This window comes from Pseudomonas sp. NPDC087803, assembly GCF_044742995.1.
In the GTDB taxonomy this organism is placed as follows: domain Bacteria; phylum Pseudomonadota; class Gammaproteobacteria; order Pseudomonadales; family Pseudomonadaceae; genus Aquipseudomonas.
In genome coordinates this window covers 24,874-50,632 of record NZ_JBIUVO010000009.1, presented here as the reverse complement: position 1 = coordinate 50,632, position 25,759 = coordinate 24,874, and the positions used below count along the sequence as shown (strand labels likewise).

At 61.2% G+C, this 25,759-nt stretch carries 28 protein-coding genes; 12 read left to right on the top strand and 16 right to left on the bottom strand.

Annotated elements, in window-relative coordinates; translation table 11 throughout:
- Positions 1 to 142: 142 nt before the first annotated feature.
- The 5 genes from hcnC to ACIOUG_RS08540 all read right to left on the bottom strand — a co-directional run bounded on the left by hcnC (position 143) and on the right by ACIOUG_RS08540 (position 5,066).
- The gene (gene hcnC, locus ACIOUG_RS08560) at positions 143 to 1,402 is read right to left on the bottom strand and encodes a cyanide-forming glycine dehydrogenase subunit HcnC (protein WP_401064341.1); all 1,260 of its coding nucleotides are present in this window, start codon (positions 1,400 to 1,402) and stop codon (positions 143 to 145) included.
- On the bottom strand, positions 1,395 to 2,804 hold the full coding sequence (hcnB, locus tag ACIOUG_RS08555) for a cyanide-forming glycine dehydrogenase subunit HcnB (RefSeq protein ID WP_401064339.1): 1,410 nt from the start codon (positions 2,802 to 2,804) through the stop codon (positions 1,395 to 1,397). The genes hcnC and hcnB overlap by 8 nt, the downstream gene beginning before the upstream one ends.
- A complete protein-coding gene (gene hcnA, locus ACIOUG_RS08550; RefSeq protein ID WP_401064337.1) occupies positions 2,801 to 3,115 on the bottom strand; it encodes a cyanide-forming glycine dehydrogenase subunit HcnA in 315 nt (104 codons plus the stop codon). The genes hcnB and hcnA overlap by 4 nt, the downstream gene beginning before the upstream one ends.
- Before the next feature lie 481 nt (positions 3,116 to 3,596).
- Positions 3,597 to 4,538 carry a hypothetical protein gene (locus tag ACIOUG_RS08545; RefSeq protein WP_401064334.1) on the bottom strand — a complete coding sequence of 314 codons (942 nt, stop codon included), beginning with the start codon at positions 4,536 to 4,538 and terminating at the stop codon, positions 3,597 to 3,599.
- 192 nt (positions 4,539 to 4,730) lie between these two features.
- Positions 4,731 to 5,066 (bottom strand): hypothetical protein, encoded by a 336-nt coding sequence (locus tag ACIOUG_RS08540; RefSeq protein WP_401064333.1) that lies wholly within the window; start codon positions 5,064 to 5,066, stop codon positions 4,731 to 4,733.
- 166 nt (positions 5,067 to 5,232) lie between these two features.
- Here ACIOUG_RS08540 and ACIOUG_RS08535 point away from each other — a divergent pair, with 166 nt between their 5' ends.
- Positions 5,233 to 5,916 (top strand): response regulator transcription factor, encoded by a 684-nt coding sequence (locus ACIOUG_RS08535; RefSeq protein ID WP_401064331.1) that lies wholly within the window; start codon positions 5,233 to 5,235, stop codon positions 5,914 to 5,916.
- Complete coding sequence (locus ACIOUG_RS08530) at positions 5,894 to 7,288, top strand: sensor histidine kinase (RefSeq protein WP_401064329.1); 1,395 nt, start codon at positions 5,894 to 5,896, stop codon at positions 7,286 to 7,288. Before ACIOUG_RS08535 ends, ACIOUG_RS08530 begins: the two co-directional genes overlap by 23 nt.
- Positions 7,289 to 7,532: 244 nt before the next feature.
- On the opposite strand, the gene ACIOUG_RS08525 is transcribed toward ACIOUG_RS08530, so the two are convergent.
- Together ACIOUG_RS08525 and ACIOUG_RS08520 are read right to left on the bottom strand one after the other, a co-directional pair.
- Positions 7,533 to 7,943, bottom strand: coding sequence for an SRPBCC family protein (locus ACIOUG_RS08525; RefSeq protein ID WP_401064326.1), 411 nt, complete (start codon positions 7,941 to 7,943; stop codon positions 7,533 to 7,535).
- A gap of 30 nt (positions 7,944 to 7,973) precedes the next feature.
- Positions 7,974 to 8,771 (bottom strand): SDR family NAD(P)-dependent oxidoreductase, encoded by a 798-nt coding sequence (locus ACIOUG_RS08520; RefSeq protein ID WP_401064324.1) that lies wholly within the window; start codon positions 8,769 to 8,771, stop codon positions 7,974 to 7,976.
- A 345-nt stretch (positions 8,772 to 9,116) separates the two neighbouring features.
- On the opposite strand from ACIOUG_RS08520, the gene ACIOUG_RS08515 reads away from it, so the two are divergent.
- Positions 9,117 to 9,776 carry a methyltransferase family protein gene (locus tag ACIOUG_RS08515; RefSeq protein WP_401064322.1) on the top strand — a complete coding sequence of 220 codons (660 nt, stop codon included), beginning with the start codon at positions 9,117 to 9,119 and terminating at the stop codon, positions 9,774 to 9,776.
- A 104-nt stretch (positions 9,777 to 9,880) separates the two neighbouring features.
- On the opposite strand, the gene ACIOUG_RS08510 is transcribed toward ACIOUG_RS08515, so the two are convergent.
- Positions 9,881 to 10,549 (bottom strand): HAD-IA family hydrolase, encoded by a 669-nt coding sequence (locus tag ACIOUG_RS08510; protein WP_401064319.1) that lies wholly within the window; start codon positions 10,547 to 10,549, stop codon positions 9,881 to 9,883.
- Between the two features lie 77 nt (positions 10,550 to 10,626).
- On the bottom strand, positions 10,627 to 11,040 hold the full coding sequence (locus ACIOUG_RS08505) for a response regulator (protein ID WP_401064318.1): 414 nt from the start codon (positions 11,038 to 11,040) through the stop codon (positions 10,627 to 10,629).
- A 199-nt stretch (positions 11,041 to 11,239) separates the two neighbouring features.
- On the opposite strand from ACIOUG_RS08505, the gene ACIOUG_RS08500 reads away from it, so the two are divergent.
- Complete coding sequence (locus ACIOUG_RS08500) at positions 11,240 to 12,181, top strand: class I SAM-dependent methyltransferase (protein WP_401064315.1); 942 nt, start codon at positions 11,240 to 11,242, stop codon at positions 12,179 to 12,181.
- Positions 12,182 to 12,312: 131 nt separating this feature from the next.
- Here the strand turns inward: ACIOUG_RS08500 and ACIOUG_RS08495 are convergent, their stop codons facing one another.
- Positions 12,313 to 13,092, bottom strand: coding sequence for a LuxR C-terminal-related transcriptional regulator (locus ACIOUG_RS08495; RefSeq protein ID WP_401064313.1), 780 nt, complete (start codon positions 13,090 to 13,092; stop codon positions 12,313 to 12,315).
- A gap of 111 nt (positions 13,093 to 13,203) precedes the next feature.
- Between ACIOUG_RS08495 and ACIOUG_RS08490 the strand changes: the two genes are divergently transcribed.
- On the top strand, positions 13,204 to 14,319 hold the full coding sequence (locus tag ACIOUG_RS08490) for a polyamine ABC transporter substrate-binding protein (protein ID WP_401064310.1): 1,116 nt from the start codon (positions 13,204 to 13,206) through the stop codon (positions 14,317 to 14,319).
- Between the two features lie 147 nt (positions 14,320 to 14,466).
- A complete protein-coding gene (locus ACIOUG_RS08485) occupies positions 14,467 to 15,585 on the top strand; it encodes a P1 family peptidase (protein WP_401064308.1) in 1,119 nt (372 codons plus the stop codon).
- A gap of 93 nt (positions 15,586 to 15,678) precedes the next feature.
- On the opposite strand, the gene ACIOUG_RS08480 is transcribed toward ACIOUG_RS08485, so the two are convergent.
- Complete coding sequence (locus tag ACIOUG_RS08480) at positions 15,679 to 16,266, bottom strand: NAD(P)H-dependent oxidoreductase (protein WP_401064305.1); 588 nt, start codon at positions 16,264 to 16,266, stop codon at positions 15,679 to 15,681.
- Between the two features lie 86 nt (positions 16,267 to 16,352).
- Here ACIOUG_RS08480 and ACIOUG_RS08475 point away from each other — a divergent pair, with 86 nt between their 5' ends.
- Entirely contained in the window at positions 16,353 to 16,991 is a 639-nt protein-coding gene (locus ACIOUG_RS08475) for a TetR/AcrR family transcriptional regulator (protein ID WP_247268638.1), read from the top strand.
- 191 nt (positions 16,992 to 17,182) lie between these two features.
- Here the strand turns inward: ACIOUG_RS08475 and ACIOUG_RS08470 are convergent, their stop codons facing one another.
- A complete protein-coding gene (locus ACIOUG_RS08470) occupies positions 17,183 to 17,869 on the bottom strand; it encodes a GNAT family N-acetyltransferase (protein ID WP_401064302.1) in 687 nt (228 codons plus the stop codon).
- A gap of 257 nt (positions 17,870 to 18,126) precedes the next feature.
- Here ACIOUG_RS08470 and ACIOUG_RS08465 point away from each other — a divergent pair, with 257 nt between their 5' ends.
- Both ACIOUG_RS08465 and ACIOUG_RS08460 read left to right on the top strand, forming a co-directional pair.
- Positions 18,127 to 18,450, top strand: a complete 324-nt coding sequence (locus ACIOUG_RS08465) for a YXWGXW repeat-containing protein (RefSeq protein ID WP_401064299.1) — start codon at positions 18,127 to 18,129, stop codon at positions 18,448 to 18,450.
- Between the two features lie 41 nt (positions 18,451 to 18,491).
- The gene (locus ACIOUG_RS08460) at positions 18,492 to 18,704 is read left to right on the top strand and encodes a hypothetical protein (RefSeq protein WP_401064298.1); all 213 of its coding nucleotides are present in this window, start codon (positions 18,492 to 18,494) and stop codon (positions 18,702 to 18,704) included.
- Between the two features lie 15 nt (positions 18,705 to 18,719).
- Here ACIOUG_RS08460 and ACIOUG_RS08455 read toward each other — a convergent pair whose 3' ends face one another.
- Both ACIOUG_RS08455 and ACIOUG_RS08450 read right to left on the bottom strand, forming a co-directional pair.
- Positions 18,720 to 19,280 carry a YceI family protein gene (locus tag ACIOUG_RS08455; protein WP_401064295.1) on the bottom strand — a complete coding sequence of 187 codons (561 nt, stop codon included), beginning with the start codon at positions 19,278 to 19,280 and terminating at the stop codon, positions 18,720 to 18,722.
- A gap of 115 nt (positions 19,281 to 19,395) precedes the next feature.
- Positions 19,396 to 20,754: an MATE family efflux transporter gene (locus ACIOUG_RS08450; protein ID WP_401064293.1), complete on the bottom strand. Its 1,359-nt coding sequence runs from the start codon at positions 20,752 to 20,754 to the stop codon at positions 19,396 to 19,398.
- Between the two features lie 126 nt (positions 20,755 to 20,880).
- Between ACIOUG_RS08450 and ACIOUG_RS08445 the strand changes: the two genes are divergently transcribed.
- The 3 genes from ACIOUG_RS08445 (at position 20,881) to ACIOUG_RS08435 (ending at position 23,809) form a co-directional block, all read left to right on the top strand.
- Positions 20,881 to 21,450: a chorismate mutase gene (locus tag ACIOUG_RS08445; protein WP_401064290.1), complete on the top strand. Its 570-nt coding sequence runs from the start codon at positions 20,881 to 20,883 to the stop codon at positions 21,448 to 21,450.
- Positions 21,451 to 21,574: 124 nt separating this feature from the next.
- Positions 21,575 to 21,937 carry a hypothetical protein gene (locus ACIOUG_RS08440; RefSeq protein ID WP_401064288.1) on the top strand — a complete coding sequence of 121 codons (363 nt, stop codon included), beginning with the start codon at positions 21,575 to 21,577 and terminating at the stop codon, positions 21,935 to 21,937.
- Between the two features lie 228 nt (positions 21,938 to 22,165).
- A complete protein-coding gene (locus ACIOUG_RS08435; protein ID WP_401064285.1) occupies positions 22,166 to 23,809 on the top strand; it encodes a diguanylate cyclase in 1,644 nt (547 codons plus the stop codon).
- A gap of 48 nt (positions 23,810 to 23,857) precedes the next feature.
- Here ACIOUG_RS08435 and ACIOUG_RS08430 read toward each other — a convergent pair whose 3' ends face one another.
- Together ACIOUG_RS08430 and ACIOUG_RS08425 are read right to left on the bottom strand one after the other, a co-directional pair.
- Positions 23,858 to 24,574, bottom strand: a complete 717-nt coding sequence (locus tag ACIOUG_RS08430) for a hypothetical protein (RefSeq protein ID WP_401064284.1) — start codon at positions 24,572 to 24,574, stop codon at positions 23,858 to 23,860.
- 96 nt (positions 24,575 to 24,670) lie between these two features.
- Positions 24,671 to 25,756, bottom strand: a complete 1,086-nt coding sequence (locus ACIOUG_RS08425; RefSeq protein WP_401064281.1) for a polyamine ABC transporter substrate-binding protein — start codon at positions 25,754 to 25,756, stop codon at positions 24,671 to 24,673.
- Positions 25,757 to 25,759: the final 3 nt, after the last annotated feature.

The window sequence follows — 25,759 nt, the reverse complement described above, 5'->3', positions numbered from 1 at the left end:
TCGCGGGCAAGCCCGCTCCCACAGGTTTTGTGAACGACCGAAAACCCTGTAGGAGCTGCCGCAGGCTGCGATCTTTTGATCTTGATCTTAAAAAGCAAGGTCAAAAGATCGCAGCCTGCGGCAGCTCCTACAGGGGATTGGGTCAGGCCGGCTCTAATTCGCGCTCTTGTTTGACCGGTGCAGTCTCAAACCGGTCCGCGAGGAACGGTGTGATATCCAGCGGCAGCGCTTCCTGGTTGACCAGTTTGTCCAGCAGCACGCCGGTAATCGCCGAAGTCAGAATGCCGGTGCGGAAGTGTCCGCAGGCATTCAGATAACCCTCCACCCCGCGCATCGGCCCGAGAATCGGCAGTTCATCCGGCGAGCCCGGGCGCAATCCGGCCCAGGTGCGCTTGAGATTGACGTCCTTGAGCTCCGGCAGGCAACGCACCGCGCCCTGCACCAGTCCGGCGATTTCCGGGTAGGTGGTGGTGACGTCGAAACCTTTTTCTTCGGTGGTACTGCCGATCAGGATTTCGCCGTTGTCCTTCTGCGCCACGTAGCAGTCGCTGGTGGTCAGGCAACCGTTGAGGATCTTCGGCATGCGCTCGGTCAGCAGGATCTGGCCCTTGACCGGTTTCACCGGAATCCGCACACCGGTGGCCCATTCGCTCAAATCCGCCGCCCAGGCACCAGCAGCGTTGATAAGAGTCTTGCAGTGGAACACGCCCTCCTCGGCCGTCTGTACGCCCGTCACGCGGCTGCCGTGATGCAACACACCGGTGACGTTGGTGTTGACGTAGATGTCGACGCCATTCTGCCGCGCACCTTCCATGTAGGCATCGGCGAGGCGGAACGGGCTGACCTGGTGATCGCAAAGAAACTCCAGCGCACCCCGGGCCTCGTGGCTGACGCTCGGCTCGGCTTCACGCAGTGCGGCCTGATCAAGCCAGCGCACCTGATCGGCCAGATGCGGAATGCAGCTGACAATGTGCTCGGCGTAGAGCCGGTCTTCGTCGTCATAGATGACGAATTTCAACCCGGTCTTTTCGAACTTGAAATCCATCCCGTGCCTGTCCTTCAGCTCGCGGTGCAACGCCGGATACAGCGCGTTGGACTGCAAGGCGAAATCGAAGAACGACTCCGGCAGGATGTGCGGCGTGCTGGCGTCCACCGCCACCGCCGCACCCTGGGTTTCGCGCTTGCGGTTGGCCGACATCATGCGGAAGAAAATCACTCCGCAGCCCAGCCCCACCGACTCGCCGATGGCCCACAAGCCGCCGGCCGAAGCGCGGGTGGCGTTGCCTGGGCGCTTGGCGTCGATCAGCGCGACCTTGAGCCCTTGGCGCTTGGACAATTGATAGGCGCAGGACGCCCCGATCACGCCGCCGCCGGCAATGACCACGTCATAGAACTTACTCATGGGAAGCGGCCTCCGTGCCGACGGACTGGAACGCGGAAAAAGGAATCGGATCAATCGGGAAACGCGGACGCAGCCAGCCAACGTCCTTGCGCCCGGTGGCCTGGCGCAGACGGTCGCTGCAGTAGCCGACGCACATCCGCCCCTGACAATCGCCCATGCTGACGCGGGTGCGCATCTTCAGACTGGCGATGTCCTGCACGCCTTGCTCCAGCGCCCGGTCGATGTCGGCGCGGGTCGCATGTTCGCAGCGGCAGATCACCGTATCGGCGGCCGGCAACGCGGTCTGGCCGACACCGCGTTCGGTGTAGCGGTCGACGGCGGCGCGAAAACGCACGATGGATTTGAGCTTGCCCAAATAACGATCGCGGCGCACCCGCGCCAGTTCTTCTTCGATTACGCCGCGTTGCAGGAGGATCGAGGTGGCGGCGATCTTGCCGGCGAGCATCGCCGCTTCACCGCCGCGAATCCCGCCCATGTCACCGGCCAGGTGCACGTGCGGCTCTTTGCTTTGCTGCCAGACGTTGGAGTTGGCGCGCAGGTAGCCGTCGTCGCTGAAGCCGTGATCGAGGCCCATCTGCTGACTGAGTTGCGTGCGCGGGATGAAGCCGTAACCGACCGCCAGGGTCTTGGCTTCGAAGCGTTCGATCTGAGTCAGATCAGGTTCCCAACTGGCCGAATACGGCGCAACAGTGACGCTCTTCAGTTCGCCTTCGCCGTGAGCTTCGACCACGCCCCAGCCGTAGTTCATCGGGATGCCGTGCAGTTTCAGGTACGCAAGCATGCTCAGGCCGTCGAGGAACAGCTGTGGTTTGTTCAACAGCGCCAGGCTTTCGCGGGCGATCTTGCCGAACGCGCAGGCTTCATACACCCCCGCGACCTTGACCCCCGACGCATGCAGCTGCGTCGCCACCAGCGGCAGCAGCGGCCCGGTGCCGGCGATGATCACCGGCCCTTGCGGCTTGACCACGCCACTTTTGATTTGCAGCTGCAGGCCGCCGAGCATGATCACCCCCGGCAGGGTCCAGCCGGGGAACGGCACGCTGCGCTCGTGGCAACCCGCCGCCAGCAGCAATTGCGGGTATTCGATCTCGTGCAGTTGCTCATCGCCGTCGAGCACCACCAGCGCGCGGGTGCCTTCGGCGCCGACCACGCGGTGATTGAGGCGCACGTCGATCAGCCCGGATTGCTCCTGAAAATCACCGTGCAACGTGCTCAGGGCTTCGGCATAGCGTGGCCCGAGGTAGTCCAGTTGCACGCCGTCGCGCAGCGGCCCGCGATAGACCACGCCGCCGAGACGCGAGGCTTCTTCGAGCAAGGTGCAGCGCACACCATGGCGCGCCAGTTCGATGGCCGCCGCCATCCCCGCCGGACCACCGCCGACGATCACCGGTTGCAGGCTCATACGACCTCCTGCTCGTGGATGCGGTTGACCTGGGTTTCAATCTGCATGCCCTCGCGTACCACGGTCTGACAGGCACGGCGCTTGTGCCGGCCGTTGATTTTCACCAGACAGCACTGGCACACGCCCATGCCGCAGTAGGCGCCGCTGATCTGGTTGTGATCGTTGCGCGCAACCTGGCGCACGCCGAGGGACTGGATGACGCTGAGGACGGTTTCGCCGATGGCGGCAGTCACCGCTTGGCCGTTGATGTGGACGGTCATATCCGCCTGGGTCAGGGGCTGGATATCGAAGGTGCGTTCTAGGCAGTGCATTGCGATGTTCATCCGTGAAAAGTTTCAGGGGTAAGTGTTACGTCAGCTCCTTGCTGCACTCTGCCGGGCGACCCGTTGTGTTTTTTGGTGGGGGTCCGCCGGGCTACTCCATGAGCGCAGCAATTTGCGCACCGGAGCACTGTAGTCGATACCGCGGCAAGGGCCTGGATCTTTTAAGTTAGGGGAAATCGCGAGGGTGAATATTGATCCAGATCGACAAATCCACCTGCGTCCCTGTAGGAGCTGCCGAAGGCTGCGATCTTTTGATTTTGCTTCTAAAAAGATCGCAGCCTTCGGCAGCTCCTACAGGGAGCATGTGGCGGGCATGAAAAAGCCGCTTCCACCGTGAAGTGGAAGCGGCCGAGGCATGGGCCTCAATAGAGCATCTGGATCAGTGTACGAACAGGGCGATCAGAATAATGATCGGGATTGGCACACCGAGGAAAAACAGTAGTAGAGAGCGCATGGTGATTCTCCTTGTTTAACGAACTGGAGGCAGTGTGGATGTGGTGGCGTAGGTGTCGACTTCGACGTACTCGACCGCATCCCGGCGACGACCGCCGAAGGTAGCTGCCAGACTGGCGAAGAACGCACCGGCCAACAGTGCAATGAACATCCACAGCGAAGTCCAGGCAGCAACTTTGGCAGCGGTGTCGGCAGCCTGTTGAGCTTTGACTTTGGCATCGGCGATGGCTTTCTGAGTGCGGGCATACACTTCATCGACACGTTTTTCGGCGTCGGCCTGACTCAGGTTGGTCCGCTGTGCGACCAGTTGTGCGAGGTAGGTGCGGTCTTCTGGGCTGAGTTGGCCGTTGGCCAGGCTCTGGGCGAAGATCCGGGTCACCGCACCGTGAGCAGCATCATCGCTGACGGACGCTGGGCGGTCGTCACGGAACAGACTGTCGACAAAGTAACCGTACTGGTCGCTGCTGGTGTTTGCTGCGGCAGTACCGGCAGCTTGAGTCGCGGCAGCCGCTGCGCCACCGGCCACACTGGCACCGGCCTGCACACCACCGCTGATCACGCTGCTGACCGAGCCAACGACCAGAACGGCCGTCACCAACGTAGCCACGCACCAGGCGAGGAAACCATGGGCGGTATCACGGAAATACACTTCATCACCGTGCATGTTGGCCCACTTCACCCGCAGACGACCGGCGATATAACCACCGAGGCCCGAGGCGATGATTTGCGTCGCCGCCAGCCAGACAATCGTGGAAATCCCCAAGCCCTTGGCGCTGATGCCCTCCCCGGCCCAAGGTGAAACGGCAGAGAATCCCAAACCGAAGCCAAGCAGCACCAAAATCATTGACAGTGCTGCAGCCGCCGCCGCGCCCGCGAAAATCGCGCCCCAGGACACGCCTGACACGTTGCTCGACTCTCCTTCGAAGGCAGGATAAAACCCATCAGGGGATCTATTCATTGTTGTAGTGCTCCAGGCATGAAAAATGGTGTTACAACTCGTCATCAGATGAATTGCAGCGACCGTGCCATTTGCCAACTTTAAATAAATCCTTATATTTCAATAATTTAAAAAGAATGAACTTCCTAAGACCATGCAATTTGCAATAACCGGCCAAAAGCAGCGGGTTTTATGCATTGGCACAAAGCGCTGTCATTTGCGCTTGTAGCTTTTGTTTCCACTCGGTGTCAGGCAATACACTCCGCCACGCGGCCCGGTGCAGAACGATCCAGTACCGCAGGTGCAGCCATCGTCACTCTGCAAAAATCGCTGAGGACGTGCCTGGCCCTTGATTCCGAACATGGCGGCACAGCTTTTCTTCGAACCACTGATAGAGCCGTCATTGCACAGGAACAGATCGCCGTCGCAGCGATCGATCCCGCCCTTCCTCCCGGAGCACGGTGTATTGGCGGCCAGGGCTGCTGTGCTCAGCAGCACCAGGAGCACTCCGGTGATTGGCATCCAGCCACGGCGAATAAATGTACGCACTGAACCACTCCTGACAGAAAGCTATGGCCAGATGATATCAATGTTGCCGAAAATAATTGCGCAGCCTTGGCAAATGGCGGCTAAAACATGAAAGTTAATTTAAAGCGCCACGGAAAATACTTGGCAAAATGCTGCCATTCCGTTTGAACCGATCAAGGCCTGCTCTATGACTCGTATTTTGACCATCGAAGACGACGCCGTGACTGCCCGTGAAATCGTTGCCGAACTCAGCAGCCACGGCCTGGAAGTGGATTGGGTCGACAATGGCCGCGAAGGCCTGGACCGTGCCGTCAGCGGCAACTACGACCTGATCACCCTCGACCGCATGCTGCCGGAGCTCGATGGCCTGGCCATCGTCACCACCCTGCGCACCATGGGCGTGGCCACGCCGATTCTGATGATCAGCGCGCTGTCCGATGTCGATGAGCGCGTGCGCGGCTTGCGTGCCGGCGGCGATGATTACCTGACCAAACCGTTCGCCACCGACGAGATGGCCGCACGCGTGGAAGTGTTGTTGCGCCGGCAGAACAGCGTCGCCACTCAGGCCACCACGCTGCAGGTCGCCGACCTTGAACTGGATCTGATCAGCCACGAAGCGCGCCGTGCCGCGCAGGTGCTGACGCTACTGCCGACCGAATACAAGCTGCTGGAATTTCTCATGCGCAACAGCGGCCAGATCCTCTCGCGGATGATGATTTTCGAAGAAGTCTGGGGTTATCACTTCGACCCGGGCACCAACCTGATCGACGTACACATCGGTCGTCTGCGCAAGAAGATCGACGCGGCGGGCAATGTTCCGCTGATTCGCACGGTACGGGGCTCGGGTTATGTCATTGCCGAACCCGTCTGACGGCTGGCGTTCCTCCAGCAGCCGGTTGCTGGCGCTGTACAGTTCGTTGTTCGTGGCCTGGAGCGCGATCCTCATGGGGGTCATGTATTTCGAGGTTTCCGGCTACCTCGACAACCTCGCCAAGCATTCGCTGATGCAACGTCAGCATCTGTTTTCGCACTTTCGCGGTGAGCAACTGGAAGAAGCGCTCGCCGCCAGCATGACCTTCGACATCCGTGGCATCGACGCCTATGGCCTGTTCGACGCCCAGGGCGTTTATCTCGGCGGTGCTTTGCAACAGTTGCCCGAAGGCCTGCCGCTGGACGGCAAGATCCACACCCTGGACGACTGCGCCGATTCCGACGACCCGACCCTGCCCGCCGACAGCTGCGACGCCGTGGCGACCCAGACCCGCGACGGCCGCTGGCTGGTGTTGTTGCGCGACAACGGTTCGCTGTTCGCGGTGACACGGATCATTCTGCATGCGTTGTTCTGGGGGGTGTCGCTGACGATCCTGCCGGGGATTGCCGGCTGGCATCTGCTGCGCCGACGCCCGATGCGGCGGATCCGGGCGATTCAGGACAGCGCTCAGGCGATTGTGGCCGGCGACCTGACGCACCGTTTGCCGCTTTCCAACCGCCGCGACGAACTGGACATGCTCGCCGCCATCGTCAACGCCATGCTCGATCGCATCGAGCGGCTGATGCACGAAGTCAAAGGCGTATGCGACAACATCGCCCACGACTTGCGCACGCCGCTGACACGTTTGCGTGCGCAGTTGTATCGCATGCAACAGCAGGCGGGTGAGGGTTCACAGGAGGCGGCGCAACTGGATCTGGTGCTGGCCGAGGCCGATACGCTGATGGCGCGGTTTCGCGGATTGCTGCGGATCTCGGAGCTGGAAGATCGCCAGCGGCGCTCAGGGTTTGTCGAGCTGGATCCGGTGCAACTGCTTGAGGAACTGCATGAGTTCTACCTGCCACTGGCCGAGGAAGGCGAACTGCTGTTCGTGCTGAACATGCCGGAAACCCTGCCACCGTTGAATGGTGACCGGGCATTGTTGTTCGAGGCGCTGGCGAATCTGCTGAGCAATTCGATCAAGTTCACCCCGGCGGGCGGTACGGTGATTTTGCGTGGTGTGAATGACAGTGGGCACACGCGAATCGAGGTTCACGATTCCGGGCCGGGGATTCCCGAAGCCGAGCGTGAGGCGGTATTCCAGCGTTTCTATCGTGCCGAGGGCGGGCAGCCGCAGAGCGGCTTTGGCCTGGGATTGTCGATTGTCGCGGCGATTGTCAGCCTGCATGGCTTCAATCTTGAAGTGGGCAGCAGTGAGCTGGGCGGCGCGAAGCTGGTGCTGGATTGTCGGCAGAGTCTGATTTCGCAATCCTGAGAATCACCGCGATGCAATGTAGGAGTGAGCCTGCTCGCGATAGCGGTGAGTCAAACAACAAATATGTTGGCTGATTCACCGCTATCGCGAGCAGGCTCACTCCTACAATCCGCGGTCCTGAAAACAATGTGATCCCCTGTGGGAGCGGGCTTGCTCGCGAAGGCGTCGGGTCAGTCGACATCTTTTTTGGCTGACACTGCGCATTCGCGAGCAAGCCCGCTCCCACATTCAGATCTCTGTCAGATCACGCCGGGTAATTGGCCCGCAACGCCTCAAGCCCCCCCTGATAAATGCCGTTGAACAGCGCCACCACTTCTTCCTCGCTCACGCCCTTGGCGTTGAAGCGGCCCGACCATGTCACCCGGGCGCTCTGCCCCTGGGCTTCGACCTTGATCGTCGCCAGGTAGTCAGTGGCCGGGAACGGCGCCTGTTCGATCGAATAGCTGTAGGTCTTCGCTGTGTTGTCGAACGCTTGCAGGCGCTCGATCACCACGCCGCCATCGGCGGTTTGCAGGGTGCGCACGCGTCCGCCTTCGCTCAATTCACTCTTGGTAATCAACGGCAGCCAGTCCGGCAGCGTGTTGAAGCCGCCGATCAATTGCCAGACCTGATCGGCCGACGCCGGGATGTCGATTGTTGCTGATGCAGTTGCCATAAATAAACGCTTCTCCAGAGTCTTTGCGGTTCAGATCGCCATACTGTCGACTACACCGCCATCCACGCGCAAGGCCGCGCCAGTGGTGGCGGAGGAAAACGGCGAAGCGATGTACGTGACCAGATGCGCCACCTCGGCAACATCGGCCACCCGCTGGATGATCGACGTCGGCCGCGCCCTGCGGACGAACGCGTCGGCTTCTTCGCGCAGGTTGCGCCCGGACTCGGCCGCGGCATCCTTGAGCATGTGTTCCACGCCACCGGTAAAGGTCGGTCCCGGAAGGACTGCATTGACCGTCACGCCAGTGCCAGCCAGACGTTTGGCCAGGCCATGGGACACCGCAAGATTGGCGCTTTTGGTCACGCCATAGTTGAGCATGTCGGCCGGGGTCGCCACGCCAGACTCCGAAGACAGGAAGATCACCCGCCCCCAGCCCTGCTCGACCATCGCCGGCACGTAGTGCCGCGACAGACGCACGCCGGAAATCACGTTGACCTCGTAGAAGCGCGTCCACTCGCTGTCCGGGGTGTCGAAGAAATCCACGGCGTCGAAGATGCCGAGATTGTTCACCAGAATGTCGGCACGTGGTTCGGCGGCGAACAGTTTTTCCGCACCTTCGGCGGTGCCCAGGTCGGCCGTCAGACCGCGCAGGTGCGCACCCGGCACGTGCTGGCGAATGCTTGCCAGTGCTTGCTCGACCTTGGCCGTTTCACGCCCGATGACCACCACCGTAGCGCCGGCCTCGGCCAGTGACTGGCTGATGCCCAGCCCAATGCCACCCGTGCTGCCGCTGACGATGGCCAGTTTTCCACTCAAGTCGATTTTCATGGGTTCACCTCTTCGATTGGCAATACACGGACAAATAGAAGGAATGGATCAGCGTAGACGCGATGTTGGCCGGATGAAGGCGTTGCCGACCAAAGACCGGCGTTGCCGAAGGTTCTTGGCAACGTCATGGCCGGCAGCGATAGACCCGACGCCTTCGCGAGCAAGCCCGCTCCCACAGGGGCGAGTCGGTGTTTGGAGATCCTGGAGCTGGGCGTGTTCAAGGGTGGGAGTGGGCTTGCTCACGAAGGGGGTGGCACAGTCAGCACCCAAGTTGATTGACTCGAAGCCTTCACAGGCTCCCCGGCGTCCTACACTGAAAGAGTCAGCCCTCTGCAAGAGAGAACGATGAAAATGTCTGCGCAAATGACCGTGGTCGCGGTGCTGGCCACGCTTGCCTATCTGGGGCTGGCGGTGTGGGGCATCGGTGGGCCGGCGGTGTTCTTCTCGCATGGGGCGCTGGTGCTGGTGGCGCTGGCCACGCTGCTGATGGTGGTGGCGTCTTTGTTCACCGACGTGAACATGAGCTCGGGCGAGCGCGAGGACCGGGCCAATCGCTGGGTGCTTCCGGCGTTCGGGGTGATTGGGCTGGTCAGCGGATTTCTCCCGGCGTACTGCGACCGCATCGACTTCTGGACCTTCGGCGCGGAAGGCCTGCGCTGGCTCGGCGCGCTGCTGTTTATCATCGGTGGCGCGCTGCGGCTGTGGCCGGTGTTTGTCCTGGGCCGGCGGTTCAGCGGCTTGGTGGCGATTCAACCGGGGCATCGGTTGGTCACCGACGGTATTTACTCGCGCCTGCGCAATCCGAGCTATCTGGGGTTGGTGGTCAACGCCGTGGGCTGGGCGCTGGCGTTTCGCTCCAGTGTCGGCTTGATTCTGGCGGTGCTGACATTGATTCCGCTGATCGCGCGTATTCACTCGGAAGAGGCGCTGCTGCGCGGGCAATTCGGCGCCGAGTACGAGGCTTACTGCGCGCGGAGCTGGCGGTTGTTACCGGGCATCTACTGACCCCTGTAGGAGCTGCCGCAGGCTGCGATCTTTTGACCTGGATTTTCAAAAGCAAGATCAAAAGATCGCAGCCTGCGGCAGCTCCTACAGGGGGCTGTGTTGGGTCAGGTTTTTTGCAGGTGCAGTTGACCTTGGCTGTCGACAGCGACGCTCAGCGACTCATAACTGTCGAGGGTCGCGTGGTGGGTTTCTAGAGGATGCTGGTGTGTCGTGGTGATGATCATCAGCGCCGCCCCGGCCGCTTCAGCGGCCTGAATGCCAACCGTGGCGTCTTCGAAAATCAGGCAATCAGCGGGCTGAAGTCCCAGACGCTGCGCCGCCAGACGATAACCCGCCGGGTCGGGTTTGCCAGCCGTCACATCCTCCGCCGTAATCATCAGCGCAGGCTCGGGAATCCCCGCCGCCGCCATCCGTCGCAATGCCAGATCCCGTGGCGCCGAGGTCACCATTGCCCAGCGCTCCCTTGGCAAGGCCTCGAGAAACGCCACTGCTCCGGGAATCGGCACAATACCTTCGACATCGTCGATTTCCGCCTGCGCGATGAACGCTGCTTGCGCCTCGGCATCCACACCTGGCAGGTTCAGCCGGCGGATGGTGTCGATGGCGCGCGCACCGTGAATGGTCGGCAGGAAAGTCTCGACATCAACCCCGTGGCGCTCAGCCCACGCCGCCCAGACGCGCTCGGCCGCGGCGATGGAATTGAGGACGGTGCCGTCCATGTCGAACAGGAACGCGCCGAACGCGCGGTCGAAGACGTTATCGTGAGCAGGCAAAAGGTCGCATCCTTTGACAGACTGGGCGAATTGGCCGGGCAATGTAGCATTTTTGCCCGCCGATTCGACCCGACGTTTCAATGCACACGCGGCGCCTTGGACTTGAACGCGCTGTCGACGCAATCGAGCAATTGGCCGATGGCCCAGGGTTTTTTGATGAACGCGACCGGATGCTTGACCCCGGAAGTCTCGGGGGTTTCATAACCGGACATGACCATCACCGGTTTGTCCGGCCAGCGCTCGCCGACCAGATTGGCCAGCCCCGCCCCGTTGATTTCACCGGGCATGGTGATATCGGTGAGCAGCAGCGCCACTTCGGGCGCGTGCTTTTCCAGATACAGCTTGGCTGCATCCGCGCTGGTTTGCGGCTCGACCTTGAAACCTTCCTCCTGAAGAATTTCGCAGAGAAACTCCAGAATCAACGGGTCGTCCTCAACCACCAGAATCAACCCGTCAGGAAGGTGCGCGCTCGCCGTCGGTGTTGGACTCATGAACTGGCACTCCCTGAATTGCATTAACGATTTAGCGGCTTGTTTCCGCTGCTTATCAGGTATGAGCAGCACGCCCTGCATAAATTCATTTTTGATACAGGTCTTTTCTTAACAGGCGCGATCAGCCTTCGTTGACGGGCGTTCGCCAGGCGGTTTTTGTGGTTAAAATGCCGGCCCTTTTGCTTGCCGACCGTGACTGATGAACCCTGAAGCCCTCGCCACCCTCCGCGCCCATTTGTTGCCTGCACTGGCGGCCGCACCGAGCGAAACCCGTCGCCTGTTCCATGGCCGCGGACGTTGCTGGCCGGGGCTGGAGCAACTGACGGTGGACTGGTTGCAAGGCGTGGTGCTGGTCTCGCTGTTCAAGGAGCCAGTGCCGGAACAGCTCGACGCGCTCAAGCACTTGCTGCTCGACCTCAGCACCTCGACCGAGTGGCAACAGTCCGGCGCCCACACCTTGCTGGTGCAACATCGGTATTTGCCGCAGAGCACCGCCGAATGGTTGCTGGGGGAGGAAATCGACGAGATGCGCATCGTCGAGGGCGGTTTGCAGTACCGCGTCGACCTGGGGCGCAAGCAGAACGCCGGGTTGTTTCTCGACATGCGCTACGGGCGCAACTGGGTGCGAGAGCAGGCGGCGGGCAAACGCGTGCTGAACCTGTTCGCCTATACCTGCGGCTTTTCCGTGGCGGCCATCGAAGGCGGCGCCAGCCATGTGGTCAACCTTGACATGTCCCGCGCCGCGCTGAGCCGAGGCCGTGACAATCACCGGTTGAACGGGCATGACCTGAGCAAAGTGAGCTTTCTCGGCCACGACCTGTTCAAGTCCTGGGGCAAGGTGATCAACAGCGGCCCGTACGATCTGGTGATCATCGACCCGCCATCGTTCCAGAAAGGCAGTTTTCTGCTGACCAAGGATTACCAGCGCGTGCTGCGTCGTTTGCCGGAATTGCTCACGGCGGACGGCACGGTGCTGGCGTGCATGAATGATCCGTCGTTTGGTTCGGACTTTCTGATTGATGGAGTGACCCAAGAGGCGCCGAGTCTGCGCTTTGAACAGCGGCTGGAGAATCCGCCGGAGTTTCCGGATATTGATCCTGAAAGTGGCCTGAAAGCGCTCGTCTTCAAACGCACAGATTGACCTGACACCCCGATAACACCGCTGATCCCTGTGGGAGCTGGCTTGCCAGCGATGGCGGTGTTTCAGGTCACGAGGATGTCAGCTGTGCCGCCCTCATCGCTGGCAAGCCAGCTCCCACAGGGTTTGGTGGATCATGGGGTGTGTGGACGGAGCACCAGCGCAAACAACTCGCCATGCCCGGTCACATTGAGCTTGTGATAGAGATTGCGCCGATGCACCTTCACCGTTTCCGGCGATATGCCCATCTGCTGGGCGATGGCCTTGCTCGAGAAGCCCTGCAGAATCAACCGCGCGGTGTCGACTTCACGGGTGGTCAGGCGCGCATCGAAACGATCAAGCAACGTCGCCAGATCCCCCGCCACCGGCTCGCTGCCGGTCCCTTGCGGCGGCAACAGCTGCACGTGCCGGCGCATCGCCGCCAGCACCCAGTCGCGCACACACAGCAGACGGCCCTGCTCCGTCAGATCGAAAGCCGTCGAGCGCCCGAGTGACAGGCCAAGCACCCCGCCCTCGACGTTGATCATGAACTGCAACTCGTCTTCACCGACCACCGAGCGAAAGTAGCTCTGGTAATACTCGCTGTGCAGAAACTGGTCCGGCGCCACCGAGGCCAGGCTGTGCAGGCCATCGGCGATCCCGGTCGAGGCGGTTTGGTAGAACGGATCGAGCAGGTACATCCCGGCGCTGTAACTGGCCAGTTCTTCCTGCTCGTCGGCGCGGCCCTTGCTGTCGAAGTCGATCAGCAATCGCGGTGCCTGCCCCGCTTTCATCAGTGCCACCAGCGCGTTATCCAGCGGCACCAGCAGCCGTAGTGTGTCGACCAGCGCCCGCCAGAAAGCGTCCTGGCCGACGGCGGCGAATACCCGCGCCAGACTCTGATGCACCGGCAACTCCTGCAACAACGCGTCCACGCACTACCCCTTTTGAGTAACCCATGATGGGAATGGGTCAGGCGTGCCCGCCCCGATAGGCTGAGCACTCCTGTCAATCACCGGCCTGCCGCAGGCCAGGAGTGCCGCATCATGCGTTGTCGTCGTGGCTATATCAACCGGGGCATCAAGCTTGGCCTGCTCGCCTGTTTTGGCATCGCATCCGCCGCCAGTGCCGCCGATGCACCGAGCGTGCACGTCTACAACTGGTACGACTACATCGGCCCCACCACCCTGGCCGACTTCAAGCGCGACAGCGGCATTCAACCGGTTTACGACACTTTCGACAGCGCCGAAGTGCTCGAAGGCAAACTGCTGACCAGCCGCAGCGGTTACGACGTGGTGGTGGCGAGCAACTTCAGCCTGCCGACGCTGATCAAGGCCGGCGCCCTCGCCCCGCTGCCCCGCGATCAGCTGCCGGGCTGGAAGAATCTGGACAGCGATCTGCTGAGCAAACTGGCCAATAACGACCCCGGCAATCAATACGCCGTGCCGTATCTGTGGGGCACCAATGGCATCGGCTACAACGTCGACAAAGTGCGCGCCGCACTCGGCGACAAGGCACCGCTGGATTCGTGGGATCTGGTGTTCAAGGAAGAAAACCTCGCCAAGCTCGGCCAGTGCGGGGTGGCGATGCTCGACTCGCCGTCGGAAATGCTCCCGGTCGCCCTGCATTACCTGGGATTGCCGCCCAACAGCACCAACCCCGAGGACTATCAGAAAGCCGAAGCGCTGCTGCTCAAATTGCGCCCGCACATCGCCTACTTCAACTCGTCGAAATTCATCAGTGACCTGTCCAACGGCAACATCTGCGTAGCGGTGGGCTGGTCCGGGGCGATGCTCGAAGCCAAGACCAACGCCGAACAGGCCAACAACGGCGTGAAGATCGCCTACAGCCTGCCCAAGGAAGGCGCGCCGGTGTGGTTCGACACGCTGGTATTGCTCAAGGATGCGCCGAACCGTACTCAGGGTCTGGCGTTCATCGACTACCTGCTGCGCCCGGAAGTGATCGCGCCGGTCAGTGATCACCTGACCTATCCCAACGGCAACCGCGCCGCAACCCCGCTGGTGGCCGAGGCCACGCGCAATAACCCGGCGGTTTACCCGTCCGCTGCGGCGATGGCGACCCTGTACACCCTTGAACCACTGCCCAAAGCCATCGAACGGGTGCGCACGCGGGTGTGGAGCAAGGTCAAGAACGGCCAGTAATCCCAACACATTTCCCTTGTAGGAGTGAGCCTGCTCGCGATGGCGGTGAGCCAGTCAACAGAGATGTTGAATTCAAAGACGCCATCGCGAGCAGGCTCACTCCTACAAGGTCCGTGAGTCCTTCAGATTTTTATAGAGAGACAATCCATGAAACCCCGTGCCCGTGACCTCAACATCCGCATCGGCCAGTTGCAACCCGGCCCCCTCAACGCCATCACCGATGTCCCCGGCGTGCGCGTCGGCCACAGTAACGTGCGTGGCCGCAGCGCGGCCGGACGAGACATCTGCACCGGCGTCACAGTGATCGAGCCGCGCCGCGGATCGACCAACCAGCAACCGTGTTTCGCCGGGGTGCATGTGCTCAACGGCAATGGCGACGCCACCGGCCTTGAGTGGATTCGCGAAGCCGGGCTGTTGACCAGTCCCATCGCCTTCACCAACACCCACAGCCTCGGCGTGGTGCGCGATGCGTTGATTGCGCTGGATCGCCAGCAGCAACCGGACGACGGCCGTCTCTACTGGAACATGCCGGTGGTGCTGGAAACCTTCGATGGTCTGCTCAACGACATCAACGGTTTTCACGTCAAGCCGGAGCATGTCGCCGAGGCGCTGAGTGCCGCGCATGACGGCGCCGTCGAAGAAGGTGCCGTGGGTGGCGGCAGTGGCATGATCTGCCATGAATTCAAGGGCGGCATCGGCAGCGCGTCACGGCGTTTGAGCCGCGCTCAAGGCGGCTGGACGGTGGGCGCGATCGTCCAGGCCAACCACGGTATTCGCAGCGAGTTGCGGGTCGACGGTTATCCGGTGGGCCGCCACATGGAGCAGGTCGATTCGCCGTTCCTGCGTGCTTCGCTGCCGCATCCGGGCATGGGTTCGATCGTGGTCTGCCTGGCCACTGACGCACCGCTGCTGCCACATCAATGCACGCGCCTGGCGCAACGCGCCAGCCTCGGTCTGGCGCGCAGCGGCGGTGGCAACGAAGACCACAGCGGTGACATCTTCATCGCCTTCGCCACCGGCAACGAACAGGTGCCGCCCGCCGCCTACGAGGGCAAAGGCGCGCCGACCTGCGACGGCTTGCGCATGGTCAACAACGACCACATCAGCGAGCTGTTCCTCGCCGCCACCGAAGCGGTTGAAGAAGCGATCATCAACGCCCTGCTCGCCAGTGACAGCACCGCAGGCAACGGGCATGCGGTACCGGGGCTGGATTCAGAAACGCTGCTCGCCGCCCTCGCCAAGGCCGGCTGGCCCGGCGCCCGCTGACCTGTAGGAGCTGCGGCACGCTGCGATCTTTTGATTTTCTAAAAACAAGATCAAAAGATCGCAGCCTTCGGCAGCTCCTACAGGAGGTGCGACTCAGGTGAACATCTGGGCGCCGATGTGCCGTGCCGTCTGCAGATGTTCCTGCGGGTCACGCACTTCCGATTCCACCATCAGCGTCGAACTGACCACTGTCGCCCCGCTGTAATCGAAAATCCCGTGTTCGATCTGCGCCTTCATCGCCGGCCCATAACCGTGACGCTCGTAGGCGCGCTCATCCGCGCCAGCGAGGCCGACCAGATGCACGCGCAGGCGCTGCAGCTTCTTCACATGCTTGAGGTCGCCGGCGAAATCAAATGCCCAGCCGTTGCTGAACACCCGATCAATCCAGCCCTTGAGCAGCGCCGGCATCGACCACCAGTACACCGGGAATACCAGCACCAGGGCGTCGGCCCGGTCAATCCGTGCCTGTTCCGCCAGTACGTCGGCTGGCGGCAGCGCCTCACGGTGATGCACGGCGAAATCGGCTGCGCCGAACACCGGCTGAAACCCCTCGGCGTGCAGATCGGCGATTTCCCAGGTATTGGCGGGGTTGGCGCGGGTCAAGCCTTCGGCAATCTGCATCGCTACGCTGTGGGTCAGCGAACGCGGCTCGTGATGCGCCACAACAATCAATGCATGCATGGGAATTCTCCTGTAAGTTTGCGCTGACCAAGGGCTATATACTCTTGGTAAGTTACGAACAGTAAGTTACGTTTGGTATATAACCGATGTCAACCACAGAAATGACCGAAGCTGATTCCCCTGCCCAACCGCGACGTCGCCTGTCGCGCGAAGATCGCAACCGCCAGTTGCTCGACGTCGCCTGGCAGATCATTCGGGCCGAGGGCACCGATGCCCTGACCCTGGGTTATCTGGCGGACAAGGCCGGGGTGACCAAACCGGTGGTCTACGACCACTTCACCACTCGCTCGGGCTTGCTCGCGGCGCTGTATCGCGACTTCGATACTCGCCAGACTGCGGTGATGGATGCAGCGATCGACCAGTGCCCGCCAACGCTGATCGACACCGCGACGGTGATCGCCACGGCGTACGTCGATTGCGTGTTATTGCAGGGCAATGAGATCCCGGGGGTGATTGCCGCGCTGGGCAGCACGCCGGAGCTGGAAAAGATCAAGCGTGACTACGAGGCGATCTTCCTCGAAAAGTGCCGCAGTGTGCTGCAACCGCTGGCTGCTGGCGGGCAAATCACTCAGGCCGGTTTGCGCGCGATGCTCGGTGCCGCCGAGGCGTTGTCGAATGCCGCCGCCAGCGCTGAAATCAGTGCCGGGCAAGCGAAGGACGAGTTGTTCGCCACCATCATCGCGATGGTGGAACGGGCCGCCGCCCGTGCGACTAGCGGTACTTGAGTCAGGTCCCGCACGTTCCCATGATGAAGCTACGCAGGCGCTTCACTCCTGAGCGCCTGCGTAGGGAACGGGTGTTCTGAACCCCAAATCAAGCCTGTTCCCTGTTTCATGCGCAGCTTGAGCCTCATGGCTCTACTTCTCCCCATCAAAGAGCCTTGAGGCTCTTTTTTTGTCCGTTTTTTGCGCCGGACTCAGTGCAGCGTCAGGCGCTGACGGACAAATTCTTCGACGTGACGAGTAGTTTGATCCAGATGCCGGTCGCGCTGTTTCTCGGCATCGAGCATCGCGCGCTTGCCATTTTTCTGCAGCAGGTAGGTGTGGATCTGCTGCACTTCCAGCGAGCGATAGATCGGCGTGGTGTCGATAAAACCGCGCAGGCCGTTGCTGCGGTAATGCCGGGTGCTCATCAGCACCTGGGTTTCGCGAGCGCCAATCACCTCGAAGCCCAGTGCCTCGAAGTACGGCACCTTGCCGACGCTGCAGGTCAGCTCGGCGTGCGGATAACGGCTGATCATCTCGCCAATCATCGCCCGCGCCACACCCTGGCGCCGATAGCCTTCGCGCACGGCCATGTAGGCGACGCTGCAGGCCTCCCAATCGCCTTGCACCGGCAGGTACAAAAGGAAACCGGTGACCTGCTCCGGGTCGTCTTCGGCCGTCGCCACCAGCAATTCAACCTCGGTGCCCTTCTCGCCGTTCAGCGCTTCCAGATACAGATGCACCTCATAACCGACCGCGTACTGATAGACGTTGTACAGCAGATTGCTCGGGCCGAGACCGACTGCGCTGATGTCGGTCAGGTAGTCGACCACCAGTTGCAGAATCTGGCTGTTGACGCTTTCGGGGCATGGGGTTTTGTAGTGGGTGATGCGTGGCATGACAGCTGAACTCCGGCGGAAAACCGCGACATCATACCCCGTCCCGCCACCCGCTTTATGTAGGAGCTGCCGCAGGCTGCGATCTTTTGGCTTTATAGAAGCAAGATCAAAAGATCGCAGCCTGCGGCAGCTCCTACAGGGAAGGTGGGGGTTGAGCTGAAGAAAATTTCATCTGCTGCAGAGCGGATCTTTCGCCGATTTGGCGTCCAATTCTTCAGCTGCGTTGACTTTTTCCACGCAGGCCTTGAGGAGTTGTCATGAGCGTTTTGCGTTCACTGTTGAAATGGCGGCAAGCCTTGTTGCTGGTACCGCTGACGCTGGCAGCGCTGGCCAGCACCCCGGTGTTTGCCCAACCCCCGGTCTACATTCAGCAAGCCCCACCGCCGATGCGCATGGAAGTGATGCCCGGCCCGCGCCCCGGTTATGTCTGGGATCAGGGCCACTGGCGCTGGGAAGGACGCGGCTACGTGTGGACGCCCGGCCATTGGCAACCGATGAGGTATGGCGGGCACTGGCGACCAGGTCACTGGCAGGCACGTGGGCCTAACTGGTACTGGGTTGAAGGCCACTGGGCCCGCTGAACCTGCTCGGCAAAAACAACTCATCTACCGGGAAGATCACCATGTCGCGAAACCTGAAAACCCTGCTCGTTGCCTCTCTGGTCGCGATCACCTTGTCCGGCTGCATCGTCGAGCCGGCCCGGCCGCATCGACCGCCACCACCGGTTGAAGTCGTGCCGGTCATGCCAGCACCCGGCTACCACTGGGTCGCCGGCCACTATCGCTGGGATGGCCGTGAGTGGCGCTGGGCACCGGGACACTGGCGCGCGTATTGATCGCCAGCGGTGGCGTCACTGCTGTGGCGCCACCACCTTGAACTTGATGTCAATTTCGTTGGAAACAATGGAGTCGGCCCACTCCCCCGCACCGAGCGCGAAATCATCGCGCTTGAGCACCAACTCACCGTCGAAAATGCCGATCGCGCTGCCCGGTTTCAGTTGCACTGGCACCTGCACTTCCCGGGTCATGCCTTTGACGGTGAGTCGGCCGGTAAGCAGGTAGCGGTTTGGCTCGACCTGGGTAAAACCGGTCGACTCGAAGACCGCAACGGGAAATCTTTGAGTATCGAACCACGCCGGCTTCACCAGTTCGGCATTGGCGTCCTCGCTGCCGGCGTCGATGCTGTTGAGATCGATGTGCAGCGTAGTGCGGGCATTGGCGGGATTATGGGTGTCGAAGTCCAGCGTCGCCTCGAACTTGCCGAAGGTGCCGTACACGCGAGATCCCATCTGGTTGTACGTAAAGCTGATCTGGCTTGCCGCGGTGTTGACGCGGTTGTATTCAGCCGCCTGCGCGCAAGAGATGACGCCCAGGCAGGCAAACAGTGCCGCAGCGGTGAATCGAGCGCGCATGGGATTCTCCGGACAGGGCAAACCTTCAAGACCTCGATTGACTTAAGCAAACAACCCGCGGTTGCGCCATGTCACCTGTCCGCCGGGCTCAGGTCGCTCAGCCTCACCAACCCCGTCAGACCAGCCGCTCGATCTTCTGATGCTGCCAGACCAGTTTGTAATACAGCGTCTGCAACACCAGCATGCCCAGATACGCCACCGGAAACGCCATCCACACACCCTGCAAACCGTACTGCCCGTCCAGCCAGTAAGCCGCCGGCAACTGCACGCCGACCACACAGACAATTGCAATGACGACCGGCACCAGCACCGTGCCGCTGGCGCGCATGATGCCGCCGATGATCGCCTGGAAACCAAACACCAGCAGGCTCCACAACATGATGTGCAGCAAGTGCTCAGCCATCGCCCGGGTCGAGTCTTCGGTCAGGAACAGTCCCAGCAACCAATGCGACAGCAGATAGCCGAGCACGATCAAGCCACCGGTCAGGCACACGTTGATCAACAGCCCGGTGCGCAGAATCGGCCCCATGCGCTCCAGTCGTCCGGCACCGATGGCCTGGGCGCCAAGGATCGAGGCGGTGATGGCAATCGACAAAGCCGGGAACTGCACGTAGTTGACGATCTGTGTCACCGCGCCATAGGCCGCCGTCGCCTGTGAGCCATGCTGGTTGACCAGTGCCAGGATCACCAGCTCCGACAGCGACAACACGATCATCTGCACCCCAGTCGGCAGGCCGATGCGCAGCACCTTGCCGAGAATCGCCGCGTCCAGCCGCAGTGCCGCGAAGAACTCGCGGTCCGGCGCCAGCGGATGGTGCTTGCGAATCAGCCGCCACGCCAGCCACGCCATTGCCGACAGGTTGCCGGCGAGACCGGCGTAAGCGGCGCTCTGGATTCCCAGCTGGGGCAAACCGAACCAGCCACGGATCAACGCCGGGGTCAGCGCCAGCCCGACCGAGGTCGATACGATCAACGCCAGCAGGGGCGACACGGTGTCACTGACACCCCGCAACAATTGCGTGAACAGCACAAACACCAGCATCGACGGCAGAATCCACATCATCACGTGCGCATACGCCACGGCATCGTCCAGCACATCCGCCGGCGTCCCCAGCCCCTGCAACGCCTGCCGCGCAAACACACTGCCGAGCACCGCCGCGAGCAAGCCGATCAATACCCCCAGCAACAGCGTTGCCCCGGCGATCGCCTTGACCATGTGCGCCTCACGGGCGCCCCACGCCTGACCGATCAACACCCCGGCCCCCGCACCCAGGCCGATCACCAGCGCGATGAAGAAAAAGATGATCGGAAACATTCCCGACACTGCCGCCAACGCCTGCGTACCGAGCATCTGCCCGATATAAATGCTGTTGACCGTGCCCGACATCGATTGCAGGAAGTTGGACAGCACCATCGGCGCAAGGAACAGCAGGTAGGTTTGCCAGAGGGGTTTGCTGGTGGCAGGGGTTTGCATTGAAGATCCGTCTCGGGGTGGCAGATGCGATGGATATTACGCTAGATGCGCGGGTTAAAGTCGGTCGACATCGACTCTGCTCAAGGCTTAAATGGCGGCACTATTTTCCATGGAACGCGCCTGCCCATGACCCCGTTGCGAAATGCCCTGACCTGTTCCCTGCTGGTGGTTTTCAGCCACATTGCTGGCGCCGCCGAGGCCCCTGCCCCCGCCGAATCGTTGCGTCCCTTGCTGGCAACCCTGAATGAACGCCTGAACATCGGCGACCTCGTCGCCCTGACCAAATGGGACAGCGGCAAGCCGATTCAGGACAGCCCGCGTGAAGCTCAGGTCATCGCCAATGCCCGCACTTTGGCGACCGAACACCAGCTCGACCCCGAAGACGTCGCCCAGTTGATCGCCGCGCAAATGGAGGCGAACAAACTGGTGCAGTACGGACTGCTCGCGCAATGGCAGGCGGCCGGTGCGGCGCCGGATACTCCGCGACCGGATCTGGCCAGGCAGATTCGCCCGCGCCTGGACGAGTTGCAAACCCGCCTGCTGCGCCAGTACGCCGACTTCGCGCCGTATCGCCGCGACCCGAATTGCCCGGTCTGGCTGGCCAAGGCACGGCAGGGTCTGAGCCATGATGCACTGCATGATCTGGCCCTGACCCGCGCCAGCGGAGAGCTGTGTATCAGGGAGCAGAAGCTCTAGATCAACAGTTGCGGCACACATCGCTGGCGTCGATAGTCACCATCACGTCAATGAAGTTCTCATAAAAAATCCGCGGCGTAACATCGGCTCCATACCAACCCAATACACCCCGGAGCACACGATCATGAAACGCCAAACCATCCTCGGCATCGCTTTCTCGGTTCTTGCAGTTAACGCTTTTGCAGCAACACCCGCTCACACCCAGGTCGCTGAAGGCGGCTCGGACAAGCTGATTGAAAGCCGTGTGGCTGAAGGTGGCTCGGATCGTCTGCTGGAACGTCGTGTGGCTGAAGGGGGTTCGGATCGTCTGCTGGAGCGCCGCGTCGCCGAAGGTGGTTCGGACCGTCTGCTGGAACGTCGCGTGGCTGAAGGTGGCTCGGACCGTCTGCTGGAACGTCGTGTGGCCGAAGGTGGTTCGGATCGTCTGCTGGAACGTCGTGTGGCCGAAGGTGGCTCGGATCGTCTGATCGAAAGCCGCAACGCCTGAAATAACGGTTCTAAAGCAGTCAAAGAAAGCCCGGCCTGATCAGCCGGGCTTTTTTCATCTCGACGTTTGGTAATCGTGTTTTTTTCACCTCCAAGCGTCAGAAATGGTGAGGCCTTGCAGAGCGTGGGCGAAACCTCCGACAGCCATTGCCCGAATCGGCCGACTGGCAGCCTGACGCCGAATGCGCATACCATGCGGCCACACCTTCAGAACAGAATTCGCCTGCCCATGCTCAAAGCCAGTCTGCGAAGCCACTTGACCCTCTGGTTCGCCGGTTTGTCCCTGCTGACCCTGGTGAGCGTCGGCTTCTATGTCGGTCATATCGCCACCGAACAGATGAAACAGGCCAGTGGTAATGCGCTGCTCAATACCGCACGTTCGGCGGCGACGTTGCTCGGTGATCAGTTGCGCGAGCGTCAACTGGAGGTTTACCTGCTCAGCCGTGCGCCGCATCTGGAACGCGGCGATCTCGACAACCCGGCGATTCTCAAGTCGATGCAATTGCGCACCCAGGCCCGTGCCGAATACGCGTGGATGGGCGTGACCGACGCCGAAGGGCATGTGCATCAAGCGGTGAATAATTTGCTGGTCGGGCAATCGGTGCAGCAGCGGCCATGGTTCCAGGCGGGCCTGCGCGGTGAGTACACCGGTGATCCGCACGAAGCGGTGTTGCTGGCCAAACTGCTACCGGGCACGCCCAACGGCGAACCGCTGCGTTTCATCGACTTCGCCGCGCCGATCCGCAACGCCGACGGCCAGGTGATTGGCGTGCTGGGCGCGCACGCGCACTGGAGCTGGGTGACGCGCATTGTCGAGTCGGCAGCGCTCTCGCATAAAAATGCATCACCGGATATCGAAGCGCTGATCATCGATCACGACGGCAAGGTGCTGTACCCGGAAGCGCTGATGGGCCAGCAACTGGCGGTGAATGAGTCGAAGTTGCCGGGCTGGTCGGTCGGCAACGGTTACCTGACCAGCATGGTCACCGTACCGACACCTTCGAGTACCGCGCTGTCGTGGTCGATTGCCGTGCGCCAACCATTGGACACCGCGCTGGAGCCGGCGCGCCTGCTGCTTTATAGATTGTTGCTGCTGGGTGTGGCCGCCGCCGTGGCGTTCGGACTGGTGGCGTACTATCTGGCGCAGTACCTGAGCCGGCCGATCGAGCAACTTGCGCACTCGGCCAAACAGGTGCAGAACCAGCAGCCCGGTGCACACTTCCCGCTGCAGCACCCGGTGCGGGAAATCGCCCAGCTTGGGCAGTCGCTCGACGCCATGACTCGGTCGCTGCTGGCCAAGGAACGCGAACTGCAGGAAGCCAACGCCTCACTGGAAGCCACCGTCGCCCAGCGCACTGCCGCACTGATGCAGGCCAACGCCGAACTGTTGAATCTGGCGACCCACGATGCCCTGACCGGCGTATACAACCGCCGCCGCTTCGACGAAAAACTCAGCGAGTACAGCCTGCTGTTCCGCCGCACCGGGCGACCGTTTGCGCTGCTGCTGATCGACGCCGATCACTTCAAGCGCGTCAACGACACCTACGGCCATGCGATTGGCGACGACGTGTTGCAACAGTTGGCGCAACTCATCCAGGTCAGCGTGCGCGCCACCGACTTCGTCGCGCGTTACGGCGGCGAGGAATTCGCCGTACTGCTGCCGGAAGTCGCCCAGCCCGATACACCGGAGGTGGTCGCCGAAAAGATCCGTGTCGCCGTGGCCCAAGCGCACTTCCCGCATATCGGGCAGGTCACGGTGAGCATTGGCGTCGCGCTGGCCGATCCGGCGGACAACAGCCACACGATGTTGATCAAACGTGCCGATCAACAGCTGTATCAGGCGAAAGCGGCGGGCCGTAATCAGGTGGCTTGATCAGCGATCACAGCGAGGTGCAATGAGTCGAGTTGTCCTCGCCGAAAATCAAGGTTTCAAGTCATCGACAAGCTTTTTCATCACCAGATCGGAAACATGGGTGAACGCCGTGCGCAATGCCTCGGGGTCGGTCGCATATTGCTCCGGTGTATAGGCGATAGTGTTGGCGTCGTTGAACACTGAAATGGTTTCGAAGTTACGCCACACCGCAGAACCGTTGCGTTTGATGGAAGCATTGGCGCCGATAACCGGGTACAGCACAGTGCTGTAGTTCTTCAGGGACAGCCCCCACTGCATCACGAGGATTTCCACCTCGGCATCAGCCTGCTCGCCCTCACCCACGACAGTGAAGGCTCGTTCCTGCTGGATGCGTTTGACGAAACTCTGGCGGATCAACTGACTCAGGTCGATACCGTTGGCTTTCATGTTGTTCTGGATCGCTCGGGAAATATCGCCGGTCAGCACATCGCCGGTTTTAGTGCCGGCCACGGAGCCTGCGCCTGTCAGTGCGGCTGTACCTGCAGAGGATGTACCGGCCGCCATGCCGGTTGCTGCACCGGCACCCGCGCCCAGGCCTGCACCCCAGGCCTGAGTCATGCTGGTGTACTGAAAATTGTCGAGCGCAACAAACACCGGCAACACCTTCAGGGTTTTGATCTGCTGGCGGTCTTCAGTGCTGAGGTTTTTGGTTACGCAACCAGAGAGCATTGCCAGCGCACAAACAATACCGAGAATCTTCTTCATATCAGCCAGAATCCAGAACATGGGTGACAGTCGTATCGCCCGCCACCCGCATTTCTTGAATCCCGTACGCGCTGGCGAGTCAGGCTTGCGGGCCTGACCCGGATCAAACGAGCTAACTCAGGTATTGGTCTTCAACTTGGTCCACAACCGCGTCGACAACCGTGCAATCGCCGCCGGCAGCTCTTCGACGGTGAACAGCCGTTGCATCACGTCCTTGGGCGGATAGATCGCCGGATCCTGCTTCACGTCCGCGTTGAGGTACTGCTCGGCCGCCGCATTGGGATTGGCGTAGTGAATGCTGTTGCTGATGTTCGCCACCACTTTGGGGTCGAGCAGGTAGTTCATGTAGGCGTAGCCGTTCTTTTCGTGCGGCGCGTTTTTCGGCATGACCACCATGTCGAACCACAGGGTCGTGCCTTCTTTCGGGATCGAATAGGCGATGTTGATGCCATTCTTCGCTTCCCTGGCGCTGGCGGCAGCCTGAACGATGTCGCCGTTGAAGCCGATCACCGCGCAGACGTTGCCGTTAGCCAGGTCGCTGATGTACTTCGAAGCATGGAAGTACTGAATGTACGGGCGAATCTTCAGCAATTGTTGTTCGGCCTGCTTGTAGTCCGCCGGTTCATGACTGTGTGCTGGCAAGTGCAAATAGTTGAGCGTGATCGGCAGCACCTGGGTCGGGTTGTCGATGAACGCCACGCCGCACTGGCTGAGCTTCTTGATGTTTTCTTCGTTGAAGAAAAAGTCCCATGACTGCGTGACATCGGTGTTGCCGAAGATCGCCTTGATCTTCTCGACGTTGTAACCGATGCCGGCGGTGCCCCACATGTAGGGGTAGCCGTACTGGTTGCCGGGATCGTTGACTTGAAGCTTTTGCAGCAGCACCGGGTCGAGGTTTTTCCAGTTCGGCAGTTGCGACCGGTCGAGTTTCTGAATCGCGCCGGCCTTGATCAGTCGCGACAGAAAATGGTTCGACGGACTGACCACGTCATAACCGGTGTTGCCGGTCATCAACTTCGACTCCAGCACTTCGTTGCTGTCGTGAATGTCGTAGGTGGTCTTGATCCCCGTGGCCTGGGTGAAATTGGCCAGGGTGTCCGGGGCGATGTAGCTGTTCCAGTTGGAGATGTTCACGGTTTCGTCGGCACAAGCGGCCGCGCTGGTCGCGAGCAGGACTGCCAGGGAAAGTGGGTGGATGCGCATGGT